Genomic DNA, 16,315 nt, shown 5'->3' with positions numbered 1-16,315 from the left:
GATATGATGACATATCCAAAAGATACGAGGCATTGCACTCAAACCATTGAACCGCCAAGTACCGGACGGTATGCTTGGTGGTGTGAGAGGTCGGTAGATAAATTAATTATCTACCTCCTACTCGATTATTAGAAAGAGGTGAAAGCAATGTTAGAACTACTTCCAGCTTCAGCAGCGATGGTATTTTCATTGCAATCGATAGTTTTTATGTGTATAGGATTAGCAGTAGGCTTAGCTCTCGGTGCTATACCCGGCTTAGGACCCTCTATAGGGATTGGTGTTTTGCTTCCAATAACTTTTGGCCTTGAGCCTGTAGCGGCTATGATCTTACTAATCGGTTTATATAAAGGTTCTCTGTTGGGAGGAACTATATCTGCTATTCTATTAAATACACCTGGTACCTCTGGTGCTGTTGCTACAGTTATTGATGGATATCCTATGAGCCAAAAAGGATTTGGAAAAAAAGCTTTACAAGGCGCTATTTTAAGTTCAGGGTTTGCAGATATTTGCAGTGACGTTTTTTTAATTATTGGATCGGTATCTTTAGCGGGAGTAGCTCTGTTATTCGGTCCCCCAGAAATGTTTTGGGTTATCATTTTTGCTTTAATACTTACTTCTACTCTTTCGGGGCAATCAATGTGGAAAGGTTTTTTATCTATGGGACTAGGGATGTTAGTAGGTTCAGTAGGTAGAGATCCTCTTGTAGGAACACCTCGACTAGGAATCGGACCGGATTTAGGAAGGATTAACAGTTTAGAATTAGTAGCTGTGCTTATTGGCTTATTTGCGATTTCAGAGATATTTATCAATTTATCTACTTATAAAAAAAGCGTTTCTTCGAAAAAGAGTAATAATACAACTATTTACGGACCGTCTATAAACTTGAGTGATATCAAGGAAAGCTTAAAATCTTTTTTTATTGGTACCAGTACAGGAACAATAACTGGTATTATTCCGGGATTAGGTGCCTCTGCAGCTGCTTTTCTAAGCTATACTATTACCAAATCAGCCTATGGTGGTGAAACAAAGGAAGGGAACTTTGGAGAAGGAGTTTTACCTGGAGTTGTGAGTGCAGAATCCGGAAATAGTGCGGTTTCTGGTTCTAATATGTTACCTATGTTTGTATTGGGGATACCTGGAAGTTCAGTAGCGGCTTTGCTTCTAGCTGCGTTAGGTCTTCAGGGCATTACTCCAGGCCCGGGGATTTTTGATGATCACGGAGAAGTTATATATGCAATTTTTTTAGCTTTAATAATCGCCAACTTTATTAATATGATCTTTGCAAATGTAATGATAAAACCTTTGATTTGGATATTAAAAAGAGATCCTAAAATAGTTTATCCAATAGTACTTTTTATTTGTATGATCGGAGTTTATGCTGTGAACAACCGCATGCTTGATGTAGGAGTTACCATTGGTATAGGTTTTTTAGCGTACCTTATGAAAAAAGGAAGTATTCCGGTTGCGCCTATGGCTTTAGCTTTTATTCTTTCTGGACAGCTTGAAAGGGGTCTTAGGCGATCTTTACAAACTTCACAAGGTGAGTGGGATATATTTATATCTTCTAGTATAAGCCAAATAGGACTAGTCCTCTGTGTATTAGCAGTTAGTTTAGTTGTATGGCAAAACCTAAATAATAGAAGAATGAAGGTTGAGGGGGACAGGATAGATGAGCAAGATAAATAACAATGATACTAAATTGTTTTTCAAGAAATTTTTAGCTGTCCATTTAAAAGAACTTATCATTGGCATAGTAGGAGTAATAGCTGGATTATTCCTATGGTTTATATTTATACCGGAAACTGTAGTGATAAGGGGGGAAGTTCATCAATTTTATAGAAACCCACAATTTATACCTAGATTTTGGACAGTATTTATTCTGTTTAGTTCAGTAATGGTGATAGTTGAAACACTATTCTCAAATTCTTCACTAAAAAAACAAAGCAATGTCAAAAGTGATATTTTTAGTTTTTTAAAGGAATTACAGCTAGTATTATTATTGTTGTTAGTTATGGTTTATTTTGTTTACTTTGTTCCTATAATAGGCTTTATATCCACAGTCTCAACTGGCTTGATAGCTTCACTTATTTGTTTTGGTTTTTATAAAATCAAACAAATTATCTTATTGGGAACGGTAGCCCCTATAATTATGTATTTATTTTTTATAAAACTTTTAGGGGTGTCTTTCTAGAAAGCCTTAACAATAATTTTTAACCACAGGTATATTTGGGAAATTACGTACTATCAGTATATTTAAATAGAGAGTATTTTAGTTAGACGGATTTATTTCTCTGGCGGTCAATTGTGATAGTATACCATCTTGCAGAGTCTAGTCAGGTTTTAAGTATCATACCAGGCTATGTCATGTCATTAGCTATACCTTATATAGAAAAAAGCTTCCCAAAGGGCACTGAATTAATTATAGGAGCAGTAGTATTCGCACCAGCTTCTAGATTAATAGGAGTAATTAGTACACCTATTGTAGACACAACTCTTTTAAACATCGGAGATACAATATTATTAGCATCTCAACAAGCACCTATAGTTATGGGATTTTTACTTGGAGGCATAATAAAGATGATTTGTCTTCTCGACTTAGTTCAATGGATCTTACAGCTATGTTAGGTTTAGAAGGGTTAGCTATGGGTATTGCTTCAATAGCATCTTTCGGTGGAGCATTAAATTAGAATTTGAAGATTCCGGTAAATTTTTGGCAGTTATGTTAGAGCCTTTAACACAATTACATATAATAACACAAAGACATACCTATTTATATAAGTAATTTTTTAGTATAAAATGCTGGTAAATCGAGGGAGTTTCCTTGATAAGGGGACTCTCCCTCGATTTATTATTTTTGTTGTTATATGGTAATTAGTGAGTGAAGAACCCCAGTACACAACTACCTTAGAAAATTTTCTTATGAGTCGTAGGGTAAAGCATTTTTAAAGGATTCATCTAAGTTAAATAATCAAATTAACTAAAAATGAAACTCACCCCTAAGAAAACAAGTGAAAGAGCAATTTGAATTACAACATGACTTATCAAGAGCTTTTTAATGCTATATTAAATTCCTAGGACCGAGTTTAAGACTTGGTCTACCTTGCTGGAGAGTGACATTTTCAAAGAACATTGGCATGTAATATATAAAATTGCTGATTGTCTATTGACTCAATAAAAAATAAGGTTTATCATTGACTTTAATACACTGATACCTAACAGTATTAAAATGTCTGGGAGGGGTAAAAATGGAAGAACATCGTGGACGGTCACCGTCTTTTTTAGAAGCAGTTATTGCTCTATCATTAATTATTATAGTGATTGTTGGAGCAATTAGAGTTGAATTAGTACTTGAGACACCATTAGTTTTGGGTGCATTAGTAGCAGCTTTATTTGCACTATATCTAGGTTATTCTTGGGACCAAATCCAAGAGGGAATGGTAGATGGTATAAAAAATGGACTAATAGCTTGTTTGATACTAATGATAGTTGGAATGGTAGTTGGTACCTGGATTCTAGGTGGTACTATTCAAACGCTAATATACTATGGATTACAAATGTTATCACCATCAATTTTTTTACCGATAACTTTTATTTTGTGTGCTTTAACCTCATTATTTATTGGAAGTTCTTTTGGAACAATCGCAACTATGGGACTCGTTCTTCAAGGAGTAGGAGGCGGCCTTGGTGTTCCTGTAGGAATGACAGTAGGGGCTATTGCCTCTGGAGCAATTTTCGGGGATAAGTTGAGTCCTTTGTCAGATTCAACTAATTTAACATCAGCAATGACAGGAACTAATTTATTTGATCATATCAAATCTATGTTATGGGTTACAGCTCCTGCAACAGTGATTTCACTTATACTTTATATAATTCTCGGAATTAATCAAAGTGGAAAAGCAGTTGATTTAGAAGAGGTAAACATGATGTTAGGTACCCTACAAGATAACTTTAACATATCTTTTCTAACACTGATTCCACCTGTTTTAGTACTTATTTTATCTATTAAGAAGGTATCAGCAATACCTACATTAATGATTAGTTTTCTTGCAGGTTCTTTATTTGCAGTTATTACACAGGATGCAAGTTTAAATTCAATAATAAATGTATCAGCAAATGGATATGTTGCAAATACGGGTGTCGAATACGTAGATGAATTATTAACACATGGTGGAATTAATATGATGATGGGTACAGTTGCTATGATTTTAGCTGGAACTGCAATGGGTGGAATTTTAGAACGTTGTGGTGTGCTTAGAGTACTGTTAAATAGTCTCTTACAGTATGTGAAAACTCCTAAAGGATTGATATTATCTACCCTTGCCTCTTCATATATCATGCTTTTAGCATCAGCGGAGATGATGGTATCTATAATAGTACCTGGTAGAACTTTTCAACCAGCTTATAAGGATATGAACATTCACTTAAGTGTATTATCTAGAACATTAGAAAGTGCAGCTACTTTGGGTTGTATAGTTCTTCCGTGGGGTGTTGTGGCAGTTTACGTACAAGGGGTATTGAATGTAGGGTTTGAATTTATACCATATACTTTTATAAGTTTTCTAGCACCTATAATAGTGATCATTTATGCATTAACTAATACTGCTCAGTGGGAAAATGAAGAAAGCGAGTAGATAATTTAAGCTCCCTTTTAGTAGACTTTTTAACTACTAGAAGGGAGCTTATTAACTAAAAAGATAATTTATCAGTTAGATTTACTTCTAAATAGGGATAGTCAAAGGAATCATTAGGTTCAATTGCAGGTACTTTTTTTTGAACACGTTTTGTCAGTTCAGTATTGTAAAGAATAAGGGTTAGATCTTTCTCTAGGTCTAAACCATTAGAAAGATCATGGTATCGATATTCATATCTAAAATAATCTTCAGCTATGTTTTTATTTGCACTGCTAAATAGATCATTATTAACTAGTAGTGGTTTTGAACTTTTCTTTGTAGCATTATCTTGTTGTGTAATCAAGAGCTAAGGAACGTGTTGTAGTTTTAAATCTAAATCATCAAGGTCAGGATTTAGCTCATAATCTATGAAAATAATTAGTCTATAATGATATAACATCATTTTCTTAGGTTTTAACACTAAGTTTCCATCAGGGGTTTCTATTTCACCTTCTAGATCTATTACTTTTTCTTCAAAAAAGAGATTAAAATTCCAATTATTTCTGTAGCCTAGATATCCTATTATAGATAGGATTAATAATAAAATGATACATATTGAAAGAGAGACTCTTTTTAAATCTATATTTGATAACATATAGTATCACTCCAATTAGGCTTTATATGTTCTCTAAACCTTTGGTTTTTCCACACTATTTCAATCATCGTTTTTTTTAAGGTTATCTTTTCTTTCTAATAAATTAATAATTTTTTCATTTTGTTCAATTATTTTTTTATTTTCTTTTTGTAGTTCTATTAATGCTATAAAATGAAGCACTACCAATAAAACTGTGATAACTAAGATAAAAAGAACGATAATAATCCCCTCCTAAAAATTGTTCTCTTTTTAATTTTATCATTAAAATTAATTTATTTAAGTACTATTGTTTAATTTATTGAAAAATTTTGTAAATCACATGATATAATAGAACTTGAATAAGGATATGAGGGGGCATAAAAAATGTTAGTTTTATCTAAATCGGATGTGAGAAAAAGTATAACGATGAAAGAAGCTATGGATGAGTTAGAAAATACGTTTGTTCAATATTCAATGGGAGATACCAAGACTCCTTTGAGGATTCATTTAGAATTAGATCAGGTAAATGGTGTAGGACTATTTATGCCTAGTTGGTTAGAAGCAAATAAAATTATGGGGACTAAATCCCTATCAGTTTATTCTGATAACCCTAGTAAAGAAAGACCAGCTATTCAAGGGACAATGCAGTTATTTGATGGTATAACAGGAGAAGTGCTTACGGTAATGGAAGCTTCATATTTGACTAAGTTAAGAACGGGAGCTTCTAGTGGGGTCGCTACAAGATATTTAGCACCGAAACAGTCAAAAACTGCTGCTATTTTAGGTACTGGTGGGCAGGCAAGATGTCAGCTTATGGCTATTTTAACTGCTATGCCTTCTATAGAAAATGTAAAGCTCTATAATAGAACAAAAGAGAAAGCAGACAAATTCAAAGCTGATATGGAAAAAGAGTTTTCAGGTATTAATTTTTATATCGAAAATTCTCCTAGAAAAGCAGTCGAAAATGCACAAATAATTACAACATGCACTAATTCTAAAGATCCGGTAATAGATAAAAGAGATCTTGATCAGAAAGTACATATAAACGCTGTAGGTGCTTTTAAACCTGAAATGCAAGAAATATCTGAAGATATTATTACAAGTGCTGATAAATTAATAGCTGATAACAAAGAAGGGGCGATAGAAGAAAGTGGTGATCTAAAGATTCCATTAAAAAATGGTCTAGAAAGTAATAGGGTAAAAGAAATTGGTGAAGTGATATCTAGACAAATCCCTAGTAGAGAGGATAAAGATGATATTACAGTATATGAAAGTGTGGGTATGGGGTGTTTAGATGTAGCTGTTGCAGGTGTAGCATATAAGAAAGCGTTAGAGACAAGAACAGGACAGAAGATAGATATAATGGATTAATATCACAAATAAAGGAAAAATTTATATTATATAGAATTATGTAGAAGTGAGTATAAAAAGGGGAGGGGTAAGCTTATATGAAACTATTAACTGGTTGTTTGGTGATGATACTTATGGTATCACCATTAGTTTCTACAGGTCATGCAGAAAATGATCTATCTTTATATATAAATGATCAAGAAATTACAGCTGATATGTACATCGAAAATGGTCGTACACAACTAGATGGAAAAGTTGTAACAGATCTTTTAGGTTTAGAAACAAAAGGTTATGTACCATTACGTGAGGTTTTTGAAGATAACAATGCTACTGTTTACTTTGAAAGTAGTACTAATACAATCTATGTATCTAAAAAAGAAGAGCTCTCAGCTGAGGATATTGTAGTAAAAGCAGAAGAATTTATGGAAAAACAAAATACCTATCGAATGACTGGTGAAGGTGAAATGAACCTAGATTTTGATCTGCCAGAACAAGCACCAGAAGAGACTTCGAGTGAACAAAATATGACATTTAATATGAAGGCAGATGTAAGACATGATCCTTTTTCAGTGTTTGTTGTGCAAGAAATGGATGTACCAATGCATGATCTTTCAGATGAAGTAGAAGGTTCTAAGTTATTTATGACAGATGAAAAAATGTATCAAAAATTTGAAGAAGATACTTGGATAGTAAGTGAACTAGATGAGTTAGGTATAGATGGAATGCAACATCTTATGAATTTAGATCCTGCTTCTTCACTAGAGCTTTCTAAGGATTATGGTGTAGATTATAGTTTAAATGAACAAGTTGTAATTGATGAAGAGGATTATTATCTAGTTAATATTTCATTAGACCAAGATGGCTTTAAAAAACTTTTGAAAGATCTTTATGATATGGATGATATGTTGGATCTATATGAAGATGAAGAAGTTACAAAATCTATGAAAGAAGTATTTGATAGTTTAGATATTACTATGGACTATGATATGTATGTAAATAAAGAAACTTTTGAGACCACTAAAATTGAATCAAAAATAGACTATAATATAGAAGAACTGAGTATGTCACTAACACAAACAGCAGATATTTACGATTACGGAGTTGAGTTAGATTTTGTGGACATAGAAAATACAATAACTTTTGAAGAACTTCATGAAAAACAAATGGAACAATTTGAAGAAGAATTCGAAAAACCAGAAGAGACTACAAAAGAAAAACCTGAAGAATTACAAGGGACAGTTGCTGAAAAGTTTAACTTTGAAATAATTGGGATAGATGCAGGTGCAGGAATTATGCATATCACTTCAAAGGCTAAAGACAGCTATGAGAGTCTTGAGTATTTTGATTCAATGCATGCGTCACAGAATGCTATGGAAGCTGAGTTACAAGCATCAATTGAAAACGAAGAATGGGTAGTTGCAACAGGATGGACCCCTCACTGGAAATTTTCTAAATGGGATCTTGAATTCTTAGAAGACCCTGAAGGGGTATATGGAGAAGGTGAAGATATAAAAGCTGTAGTAAGAGAAGAGTTAGAAAAAGATATGGAAGATGTACATGAGTTTATCGATGAGTTTTATATGACTGATGAAGAATTAGGTGAAGTTATGAACCTTATTGATTATAAGGCCATGGATGAAGAAAAAGCTCGAGAAAAATGGGTAAAAGAAAATGACGAAATTGTAAAAGATTGGGTACCTGAGGACTTTGACGGTGAGGGTAAAGAAGTGCAACTGGGTTATATGAACTGGCAATGTTCAATTGCCCAGGCACATACAGTAAAGGAAGTATTACAAAGTTATAACTATGAGGTTGAACTTATTGAAGCATCACCAGCACTAATCTTAACAGATATGGCTGATAGTGGTATTGATGTTTTTGTTTCAGCTTGGGAAACTACTCATGAAACTTATTTAGATAAATTTGAGGATGATATTGAAGTTCTAGGGCCAGTCTATGAAGATGCTAGAATAGGGTTAGTAGTTCCGAGTTATGTAGATGTTGAAAGTATTACAGAATTAAATGAATAGAATGATTAACCTGAGGACATTTTTTGTCCTCAGGTTAATTTATTTTGACAAACAGTTGTCACAATAGTAAGTTACAATATTAACAAAGAATTTAAAAATGGAGAGTTTGTTATGTTACTTAAGTTTTTACTAGTTGCAGTTCCATTACTTATCGGATCAAGTATTTATATAGGTTGGAGGCCAGAAAACTTGATAATGTTTTCCTGGTTTGAGCTATTAGGAATCTCTGAATTAATAGCTTATTTTAGAAGTTTGCTGTCAAATTATGATATACCTAATTGGATTTTGTATTGGGTTCCAAATGGTACTTGGACTTTTTCTTTTACTGCTGCTTTGGCTTTTAATAACTTAAGGAAAATTTGGCTGATAGTACCTGTGCTAGCCGGTATTAGTATTGAAATAGGTCAATACATTAATTATTTACGGGGGACGTTTTGTTTTGGGGATGTATTTGCTCATATTATTGGGTCTTTATTAGCCCTAGTGGCTATAAGGATAGTTTTATCAAATAATAAGGGGGTTTTATAATGTTAAAACAAGTAGTGACAGTGTTAGTAATTTGTTTGTTTTTAGTATTGGCAATTGGAAGTGGGGAAGAAGAAACTCCAGAGGCAGTGGATGAAAAAGAAACTGAAACAGAAGAGATAAACACAGATGAAAAAGAACAAAAAGAAGAGGTATTTACTATTGGTGATACAGTTGAAATGGGAGAATTACAGTTTACTGTAAATAGTGCTCGGTTTGATACTGGGGATGAATATTTTAGTCCTGATGAAGGTGAAAGATGGTTGGTTATTAATTGTACTATTGAAAACCTATCAAGTGAATCTACTTCAATTTCAAGTATGATGATGTTTGATCTCGTAGATGAAGAGCATTATTCAAATGATCTTTCTTTGGGAGCTGATACTGACGGCCAGTTAGATGGTGAGCTAGGTGCTAATAGAACAATGAGAGGTGAAATTGCTTTTAGTGTTTCTAAAGAGCACAGTGAATGGGAATTTATATTTGAACCACAATTGTTTGGATTTGGTCAGGCAATATATGAAATTAAAGAGGAAGAGCTAGATTAAATAAACCATGATGAACCCAGATGGGAGTATTTTTCTAGCAAGGGTAGAATAATTGTTACTTAAGTGATTATGTTTGATTTTGAGGTGACTTTATGAAACTAGATAGGTTAGTAAGGTTAATGTCTATAGCTGAAAAAATCAGACGAGAACCAGGGATAGTCTATGATGATTTAGCTAAAGAACTTGAGGTGTCACAGCGCACAATTAGAAGAGATATTAATATATTAGAACAAGCTGGGTTACCTGTACAGAATTATCAGGGCCTTAGGTTTATGAGTGATGTAGAGCTACCAAGGGTACAATTTGATCCAAATGAAGTAACTTTTTTACTTTTAATGACTAATTTTTTATCACATTATGGGATAGATAGCAATATTCCTGAGAGCTTATTAAAGAAGTTAAGAAAACATTTACCTGAAAAGATGATTGATAAATATCAAACACTACAAAGAAGTGTTTTAATACATCCTCATGATAACGAACAGGATGGTAGAGAGATTGTAAAAAGACTTAAAGAGATTATTGAATTAAAAAATAGAGTACAGATTTATTATCAATCTAATTCTTCTAAAAATGAAAGTTGGAGATTAGTAGACCCTTATGGTGTGTTTTTTAAGAAAAGATCATGGTATATGGTGGGATATTGTTATAAAAATGGTTCTATCAGGATGTTTAAATGTAGTCGAGTTAAAGAGATTAAATCTCTTCAAGATAAATATGAGATTCCAAAGGAGTTTGATTTAGAAGATTTTTTATCAGACAGTTTTGAGCTTATGAAAGGTGAACCTACGAAAATCAAAATTAGATTTAAAAAAGAAGTGGCTTCAATAATCGAAGAAACCGTTTTTTATAAAGGTGAAAAAAAGACCAAATATAATGAAGATATTATATATGAACTGACTGTGGCTAACTGGAGAGAAGTTTATTCTTGGGTACTTTCTTTTGGGAGAAAAGCAGAAATTTTAGAACCAAAATGGATGAGAGAACAGATAATATCAGAACTAAAGGATATGGAAATATTATATAGTTCTATAAATTAGTCAAAATTAGGGCTGCCCTGTAGCATTTGCTGTATAATTCTAACTAAAGGGCAGTCTTAAAACTATGTATAAGCTCTTAAAGATGTTGTTTTATTAAGGTTATGTTAAAAGTTAAATACTTGTAATTTGTTTAAATGTAATATTTAGATGAAATAAGAAGGAGTGAAAAGATGCCAAAGCTCAAATTCTATAATAGCATTAGTAATAGGTTTGCTATCTATTTTGTAATTATTCTTATTTTTGGCACTAGTATTATCGGTTTTTTTACATATAAATATATGACTAATACATTAACTGGCGAAGTTGAGATGGTTGTATCACAAAAAGCTGATGATGTATCGCAACTTATTAGAGAAAAACTCAATGTATATATATATGAACTTGAATATCTTGTTGATCGAGATGATATTAATAGCATGGACTGGACCAAACAGCAAGAAGTTTTATCAGATCATATTGAAGATTCTAAATATACTGGTATTGCTGTAGTGGATAGAGCTGGACGAGCTAGGTTTATTAATATGGATTCTGTCTATGTAGAAGATAAAAGTTATATTAATAAAGCTTTAGGAGGTAAAACCAATTTTTCGGATATTATTGTTAGTAGGGTAACAAATGAATTAGTGATTATGGTGGCATCTCCTATTAAACATGATGGAGAAATTAAAGGTGCTCTTGTTGGTAGAATTGGGGCTCATGAAGTAAGTGAATTAATAGAAAACATACAATTTGGAGATGAAGGATATGCATATATAGTAAATACTGAAGGAACTATTATGGCTCATAAGGATAAAGAATTTATTAATAGTTCAATTAACGAAATAGGTAGAAGTGATTTTGAAAATATTGATACTACTATGGAAGATGAAGAACAAGATATTAGTGGCTATATCGATGAAGGTGAAAAAATGTATGCTGGTTACTCACCTATTAAAGATACTAACTGGTTAGTAGGGGTATCAGGAGCACGTGATGAACTTTTAGACAACCTGTTTGAGTTTCAAAGAATGTTAGGGATTATTGCTCTGTTAGTAATATTAACAGGACTTATGATCGCAGTTTACTTTGGAAGAAAAATAGCAGAACCTATAGAATTAATTACAGTACAAGCTAAGTCAATATCAGAAGGTGACTTTTCTAATAGTATTTCAAATGATTTATTAAAAAGAAAAGATGAATTAGGTTTTCTGGGATTGTCATTTAAAAGTATGAAAGAAAATTTGATTGATATGCAAGGTGAACTAGAACACATGGCATATCACGATTATATGACAGGTTTACCTAATAGACTTGCCTTTAAAGAAAGTTTTGATGGAGCCATTAAAAATAACCAGGAAAACAATTACTTTGTATTGATGCTAGATCTAGATAACTTCAAGCTTATAAATGATACAATGGGACATTTATTTGGTGATAGAGTAATAAAAAAGATAGCAAACAAGCTAGATAACATAACTACTGATGATTGTACTGTATATAGAATGGGTGGTGACGAATTTATATTATGGTCTAATTGTAAAAAGGACAAGCAAGCACAAGACTTAGCAAAGAATATTGTAGACTCATTTAATGACTCTATTCAAATAGATGAAAGCAATGTACCGATATCTTTTAGTATAGGAATTGCCTTCTTCCCAAAAGATGGCAGATCTATAGACGAATTATTAACTAAAGCAGATATAGCTTTGTATCAATCTAAAAAGAATGGTAACTCTGACTATAACTGTTATCAAGATGATATGGCTGATGATCCGACTAGAAAAATGAAAATTGAAAAAGAGCTCAAGACTGCTTTAGATAATAAAGAATTTACACTAAAATATCACCCTCAATATAATACAAAAACTGGTAAGATTTGGGGATTCGAAGCTTTAATTAGGTGGAAAAACCCTGAATTAGGTAGTGTGCCACCAGATGAATTTATTGAGGTAGCAGAAAAAAATCATTTTATTATACCCATAGGGGAATGGGTGTTAGATAATGCAATGAGATTTTTACAAGACTTATATGAACAAGGATATAAAGGTTATTCAATTTCCGTTAACATATCTGTTATTCAATTATTACAAGATGATTTTGTTGATACGGTTATAAATACAGTTGATAAATACAACATGCCATACCCTTGTCTTGAGCTAGAAATCACAGAAACTTTGATGATCAAATCCTTTAATTTAGTTGATGATAAACTAAATTATTTGATGGAAAAAGGTATCAAAGTAGCTTTAGATGACTTCGGAACAGGTTATTCTTCTTTAACATATCTAAGGACCTTACCTTTTACCACATTGAAAATCGATAAAGGGTTTGTTGGTGATTTAACTGAAAAATCTGTACAAGGTGATTTGATTGCCTCAATTATAAAAATTGGTAATCAAGTAAATTCAGAGGTGGTTGCAGAAGGGGTGGAAACAAAAGAACAGTTAGATAACTTAAGAAGAAATGATTGTGATCGACTTCAGGGATATTATTTTTCAAAACCCCTTACAAAAGAAGAAATTGTCCACTTTTTATTAAGTGAACAGAAACAACAAACTACATAGGAGGGTTTATTTTATTTATGAAAAAAATTATTATGATAGTTTGTGTTATTTTATTATTAAGTTTAATAGGGGCTTGTACGTTTAGTAAACCTATAGAAACTGAAAAGACAAAAGACAAATTGGATGAAAAAGAAAGGTTTGATAACAAAATTGTTGGTATCGATACAGGAGCAGGAGTTATGATGGTTACAAACAATGCTTTAGATGTTTATGATTTGGATTATGAATTAGTAGGAGGAAGTGACACTGTTATGACAACAGAACTTCAAAGCGCTATTGATAATGAAGAATGGATTGTAGCAACAGGATGGACACCTCATTGGAAATTTAATGAGTGGGATCTTAAATTTCTAGAAGATCCAAAAAATATCTATGGAGAATCAGAAAATATTCATGCTCTGACCCGTTTGGGTTTAGAAGAAGATAATCCTGATATATATAGATTTTTAAGTGATTTTTATTTAGAAAATGATCAATTAAGTACCATTATGACTAAAATTGCTGATGGAGAAGATGAATATGAATCTGTTAAAACTTGGATGGAAAATAACAAAGATGTGGTAGAAGAATGGGTCCCAGAGGATGTAGATGGTAATAAAGAAAGAATTGAAATAGCCTATGTAAACTGGGACTGTTCAGTTGCATCAACTCATTTAGTAGGGGCAATTTTAGAACAAGAGTTAAATTATGAGGTAGTACTTACTAAAGCAGAAGTTGGCCTAATATATAAAGATATAGCTAATGATAAACAAGATGCATTTATATCTGCTTGGTTACCTGTCACTCAACAAGAGTATTATGATAAACATAAAGAAAACTTAGATGATTTAGGCCCTATCTTTGAAGAGGCTAAGATTGGTCTTGTAGTACCTGAATATGTAGAAATTGATAGTATTACGGAGTTATAGATCATTACTACTAGAAAAAAGGCTGTACCTGAACTTAAACTTAGGTACAGCCTTTTAAGTACTTGAGAGTTTTAATTTTTAAATAAAGGAAGTATTTTAAAGTAGGTTACATGCAGCGTAATGTGATTCACCTACCTCAATTAGTTCTGGGTCCTTGGTTTTACAAGTTTCATTAGCCACTAAACAACGGTGATAAAAACGACAACCTTCTGGTAAATCGATTTGGTCTGGTAATTCTCCTTTTATTTTAGTTCCTTTTCTTTTTACATCAGGATCTGGTGAAGGTACTGCTGAAATTAAAGCTTGAGTGTAAGGGTGTACTGGTTTTTCAATCACTTCATTAGTAGGGCCGATTTCAACAATTCTTCCTAGATAAAGAATGATTATTCTATCACAGATATATTTTATAGTTGATAAATCATGAGAAACATAAAGCATCGATACACCCATATTAGATCTTAAATCTCTTAATAAGTTTAACACCCCAGCTCTTATTGAGACATCTAACATAGAAACTGGTTCATCAGCAATCATTAATACAGGGTCTAAAACTATACCTCTAGCTATCGCGACTCTTTGTCTTTGCCCACCACTTAACTCATGTGGGAATCTATTTAAAAAATCTTCTGGGGGGCGCAATTCTGCTTTATCTAGTGCATCTATTACTTTTTCCATTCTTTTTTTGTCATCTTTGAAACCATGAATTAGTAAAGGTTCCTCAATAGTCCTTTTGATAGTAAATCTTGGATTAAGTGTCTCATAGGGATCTTGAAAGATCATTTGACAGGCTCGTCTGAAATCTTTTAAATCACTATCCTTAAGTTTATTTGTATCTTCTCCATTATAAAATATAGTACCAGAGGTTTGTTTTTGAAGTTGTGCTATAATTTCTCCTGTAGTTGTTTTCCCAGATCCACTTTCACCTGCTAGTCCCATAATTTCACCTTTTTTGATTGAAAAACTAATATCATCTACAGCTTTTACGTACTTTTTTTCTTTTTTAAACAATGTATATAAGAAACCGGTTTTTACAGGATAATATTTTTTTAAATTTTTAACTGAGATGATAGAATTATTGTTGTGGCTCAATTAAACCACCCCTTTTTTCAATTGCCGTTTTTTAACATCTTCCCATGTGTTTCTATGTTGAACTTGTTCTCTATGTTCAATATAATTCTCAGCATGGTGGCAGGCTACTTTGTGATATTCTTTAATTTGTTTAATAGGTGGGTCTTCTTTTTCGCAAATTTCACTACCAAATGGACAACGCTGATAAAATCTACAGCCAGCCGGTTCATTTATTAAATCTGGAGGATAGCCAGGTATTGAAATTAGTTCCATATCTCTTAAATTTATACTCGGGAAAGCATTTTGAAGTCCCATTGTATATGGGTGTCTAGGATCTTTAAATATATCTCTTGTTGTACCATATTCCATTATCTTACCAGCATACATTACACAAACTAAATCACAAGTTTCTGCTACAACAGAGATATCATGGGTAATGAAGACCATAGAACTTTTTAGTTTTTGTTGAATATCAATAATCTTTTGTAAGATTTTATCTTGAACGACCACATCTAAGGCTGTAGTTGGTTCATCGGCAATAATCAATCCTGGGTCTAGTGCTAGAGCCATTGCTATGATTGCCCTTTGACGCATTCCACCACTCATTTCATGCGGATAAGCTTCTAATCGTTTTTTTTCTAGACCAACTATATCAAATAATTCAGAAGCACGATTATAGGCTTCATTTTTTGTAGTATCTTCATGATTTAAAATGGCTTCTATGATTTGGTCTTTGACCCGATAGACAGGGTTTAGTGCATTCATAGCACTTTGTGAAATCATAGAAATTTCATTCCAACGATACTTTCTCATCTTTTCTTTGTTCAATCCAACTAAATTTGTCCCTTTATAGATAATGTCGCCTTCAACTATACGACCATTATCTGGTAATAATTTTAAAATAGATTTGGCAGCTGTTGTTTTTCCACATCCACTTTCTCCAACTAAGCCGAGATTCATACTTTCAGGAATTTCAAAGGAAATGTCATCAACTGCTTTTAGGTCACCTGCTTTTGTATTATAATAAATCTTTAAATTTTTTACAGTTAATAATGACAT

The 16,315-nt window shown here is 32.5% G+C and carries 15 protein-coding genes; 11 read left to right on the top strand and 4 right to left on the bottom strand.

What is annotated here, in order from left to right:
• Positions 1-147 precede the first annotated feature (147 nt).
• The 4 genes from CDO51_RS09960 (at position 148) to nhaC (ending at position 4,631) form a co-directional block, all read left to right on the top strand.
• Positions 148-1,686 carry a tripartite tricarboxylate transporter permease gene (locus CDO51_RS09960; RefSeq protein WP_089024120.1) on the top strand — a complete coding sequence of 513 codons (1,539 nt, stop codon included), beginning with the start codon at positions 148-150 and terminating at the stop codon, positions 1,684-1,686.
• Entirely contained in the window at positions 1,670-2,191 is a 522-nt protein-coding gene (locus CDO51_RS09955) for a tripartite tricarboxylate transporter TctB family protein (protein WP_089024119.1), read from the top strand. Before CDO51_RS09960 ends, CDO51_RS09955 begins: the two co-directional genes overlap by 17 nt.
• Positions 2,192-2,304: 113 nt before the next feature.
• Positions 2,305-2,625, top strand: a complete 321-nt coding sequence (locus CDO51_RS14385; RefSeq protein WP_205842209.1) for a PTS sugar transporter subunit IIC — start codon at positions 2,305-2,307, stop codon at positions 2,623-2,625.
• A 620-nt stretch (positions 2,626-3,245) separates the two neighbouring features.
• Positions 3,246-4,631: a Na+/H+ antiporter NhaC gene (gene nhaC, locus CDO51_RS09945; protein ID WP_089024118.1), complete on the top strand. Its 1,386-nt coding sequence runs from the start codon at positions 3,246-3,248 to the stop codon at positions 4,629-4,631.
• Between the two features lie 55 nt (positions 4,632-4,686).
• Here the strand turns inward: nhaC and CDO51_RS09940 are convergent, their stop codons facing one another.
• Positions 4,687-4,974 (bottom strand): hypothetical protein, encoded by a 288-nt coding sequence (locus CDO51_RS09940; RefSeq protein WP_089024117.1) that lies wholly within the window; start codon positions 4,972-4,974, stop codon positions 4,687-4,689.
• Positions 4,975-4,977: 3 nt separating this feature from the next.
• Positions 4,978-5,265, bottom strand: coding sequence for a hypothetical protein (locus CDO51_RS09935; RefSeq protein WP_089024116.1), 288 nt, complete (start codon positions 5,263-5,265; stop codon positions 4,978-4,980).
• Between the two features lie 363 nt (positions 5,266-5,628).
• Between CDO51_RS09935 and CDO51_RS09930 the strand changes: the two genes are divergently transcribed.
• From CDO51_RS09930 to CDO51_RS09900, 7 genes are all read left to right on the top strand, one after another.
• Positions 5,629-6,615 (top strand): ornithine cyclodeaminase family protein, encoded by a 987-nt coding sequence (locus CDO51_RS09930; protein ID WP_089024115.1) that lies wholly within the window; start codon positions 5,629-5,631, stop codon positions 6,613-6,615.
• Positions 6,616-6,692: 77 nt separating this feature from the next.
• Positions 6,693-8,624: a glycine betaine ABC transporter substrate-binding protein gene (locus tag CDO51_RS09925; protein WP_089024114.1), complete on the top strand. Its 1,932-nt coding sequence runs from the start codon at positions 6,693-6,695 to the stop codon at positions 8,622-8,624.
• Between the two features lie 111 nt (positions 8,625-8,735).
• Complete coding sequence (locus CDO51_RS09920; RefSeq protein ID WP_089024113.1) at positions 8,736-9,152, top strand: hypothetical protein; 417 nt, start codon at positions 8,736-8,738, stop codon at positions 9,150-9,152.
• The gene (locus CDO51_RS09915) at positions 9,152-9,697 is read left to right on the top strand and encodes a DUF4352 domain-containing protein (protein WP_089024112.1); all 546 of its coding nucleotides are present in this window, start codon (positions 9,152-9,154) and stop codon (positions 9,695-9,697) included. Before CDO51_RS09920 ends, CDO51_RS09915 begins: the two co-directional genes overlap by 1 nt.
• 92 nt (positions 9,698-9,789) lie before the next feature.
• On the top strand, positions 9,790-10,737 hold the full coding sequence (locus CDO51_RS09910) for a helix-turn-helix transcriptional regulator (RefSeq protein WP_089024111.1): 948 nt from the start codon (positions 9,790-9,792) through the stop codon (positions 10,735-10,737).
• A gap of 170 nt (positions 10,738-10,907) precedes the next feature.
• Entirely contained in the window at positions 10,908-13,280 is a 2,373-nt protein-coding gene (locus CDO51_RS09905; protein ID WP_089024110.1) for an EAL domain-containing protein, read from the top strand.
• A gap of 17 nt (positions 13,281-13,297) precedes the next feature.
• Positions 13,298-14,188, top strand: a complete 891-nt coding sequence (locus CDO51_RS09900) for a glycine betaine ABC transporter substrate-binding protein (protein WP_089024109.1) — start codon at positions 13,298-13,300, stop codon at positions 14,186-14,188.
• A gap of 96 nt (positions 14,189-14,284) precedes the next feature.
• Here the strand turns inward: CDO51_RS09900 and CDO51_RS09895 are convergent, their stop codons facing one another.
• Positions 14,285-15,277, bottom strand: coding sequence for an ABC transporter ATP-binding protein (locus tag CDO51_RS09895; RefSeq protein ID WP_089024108.1), 993 nt, complete (start codon positions 15,275-15,277; stop codon positions 14,285-14,287).
• Positions 15,278-16,315, bottom strand: a complete 1,038-nt coding sequence (locus CDO51_RS09890) for an ABC transporter ATP-binding protein (protein ID WP_089024107.1) — start codon at positions 16,313-16,315, stop codon at positions 15,278-15,280.

This window comes from Natranaerobius trueperi (assembly GCF_002216005.1).
In the GTDB taxonomy this organism is placed as follows: domain Bacteria; phylum Bacillota; class Natranaerobiia; order Natranaerobiales; family Natranaerobiaceae; genus Natranaerobius_A; species Natranaerobius_A trueperi.
The sequence above is the reverse complement of the archived record's forward strand: the minus strand, read 5'-3'. Positions and strand labels throughout refer to the sequence as shown.

Excerpts from the sequence above, each read along its gene's own strand:
- CDO51_RS09925 (WP_089024114.1), top strand. The coding sequence starts at position 6,693 with ATGAAACTATTAACTGGTTGTTTGGTGATGATACTTATGGTATCACCA.
- CDO51_RS09905 (WP_089024110.1), top strand. The coding sequence starts at position 10,908 with ATGCCAAAGCTCAAATTCTATAATAGCATTAGTAATAGGTTTGCTATC.
- CDO51_RS09955 (WP_089024119.1), top strand. The coding sequence starts at position 1,670 with ATGAGCAAGATAAATAACAATGATACTAAATTGTTTTTCAAGAAATTT.
- CDO51_RS09900 (WP_089024109.1), top strand. The coding sequence starts at position 13,298 with ATGAAAAAAATTATTATGATAGTTTGTGTTATTTTATTATTAAGTTTA.
- CDO51_RS09915 (WP_089024112.1), top strand. The coding sequence starts at position 9,152 with ATGTTAAAACAAGTAGTGACAGTGTTAGTAATTTGTTTGTTTTTAGTA.
- nhaC (WP_089024118.1), top strand. The coding sequence starts at position 3,246 with ATGGAAGAACATCGTGGACGGTCACCGTCTTTTTTAGAAGCAGTTATT.
- CDO51_RS09930 (WP_089024115.1), top strand. The coding sequence starts at position 5,629 with ATGTTAGTTTTATCTAAATCGGATGTGAGAAAAAGTATAACGATGAAA.
- CDO51_RS09935 (WP_089024116.1), bottom strand. The coding sequence starts at position 5,265 with ATGTTATCAAATATAGATTTAAAAAGAGTCTCTCTTTCAATATGTATC.
- CDO51_RS09960 (WP_089024120.1), top strand. The coding sequence starts at position 148 with ATGTTAGAACTACTTCCAGCTTCAGCAGCGATGGTATTTTCATTGCAA.
- CDO51_RS09890 (WP_089024107.1), bottom strand. The coding sequence starts at position 16,315 with ATGTCATTATTAACTGTAAAAAATTTAAAGATTTATTATAATACAAAA.
- CDO51_RS09920 (WP_089024113.1), top strand. The coding sequence starts at position 8,736 with ATGTTACTTAAGTTTTTACTAGTTGCAGTTCCATTACTTATCGGATCA.
- CDO51_RS09910 (WP_089024111.1), top strand. The coding sequence starts at position 9,790 with ATGAAACTAGATAGGTTAGTAAGGTTAATGTCTATAGCTGAAAAAATC.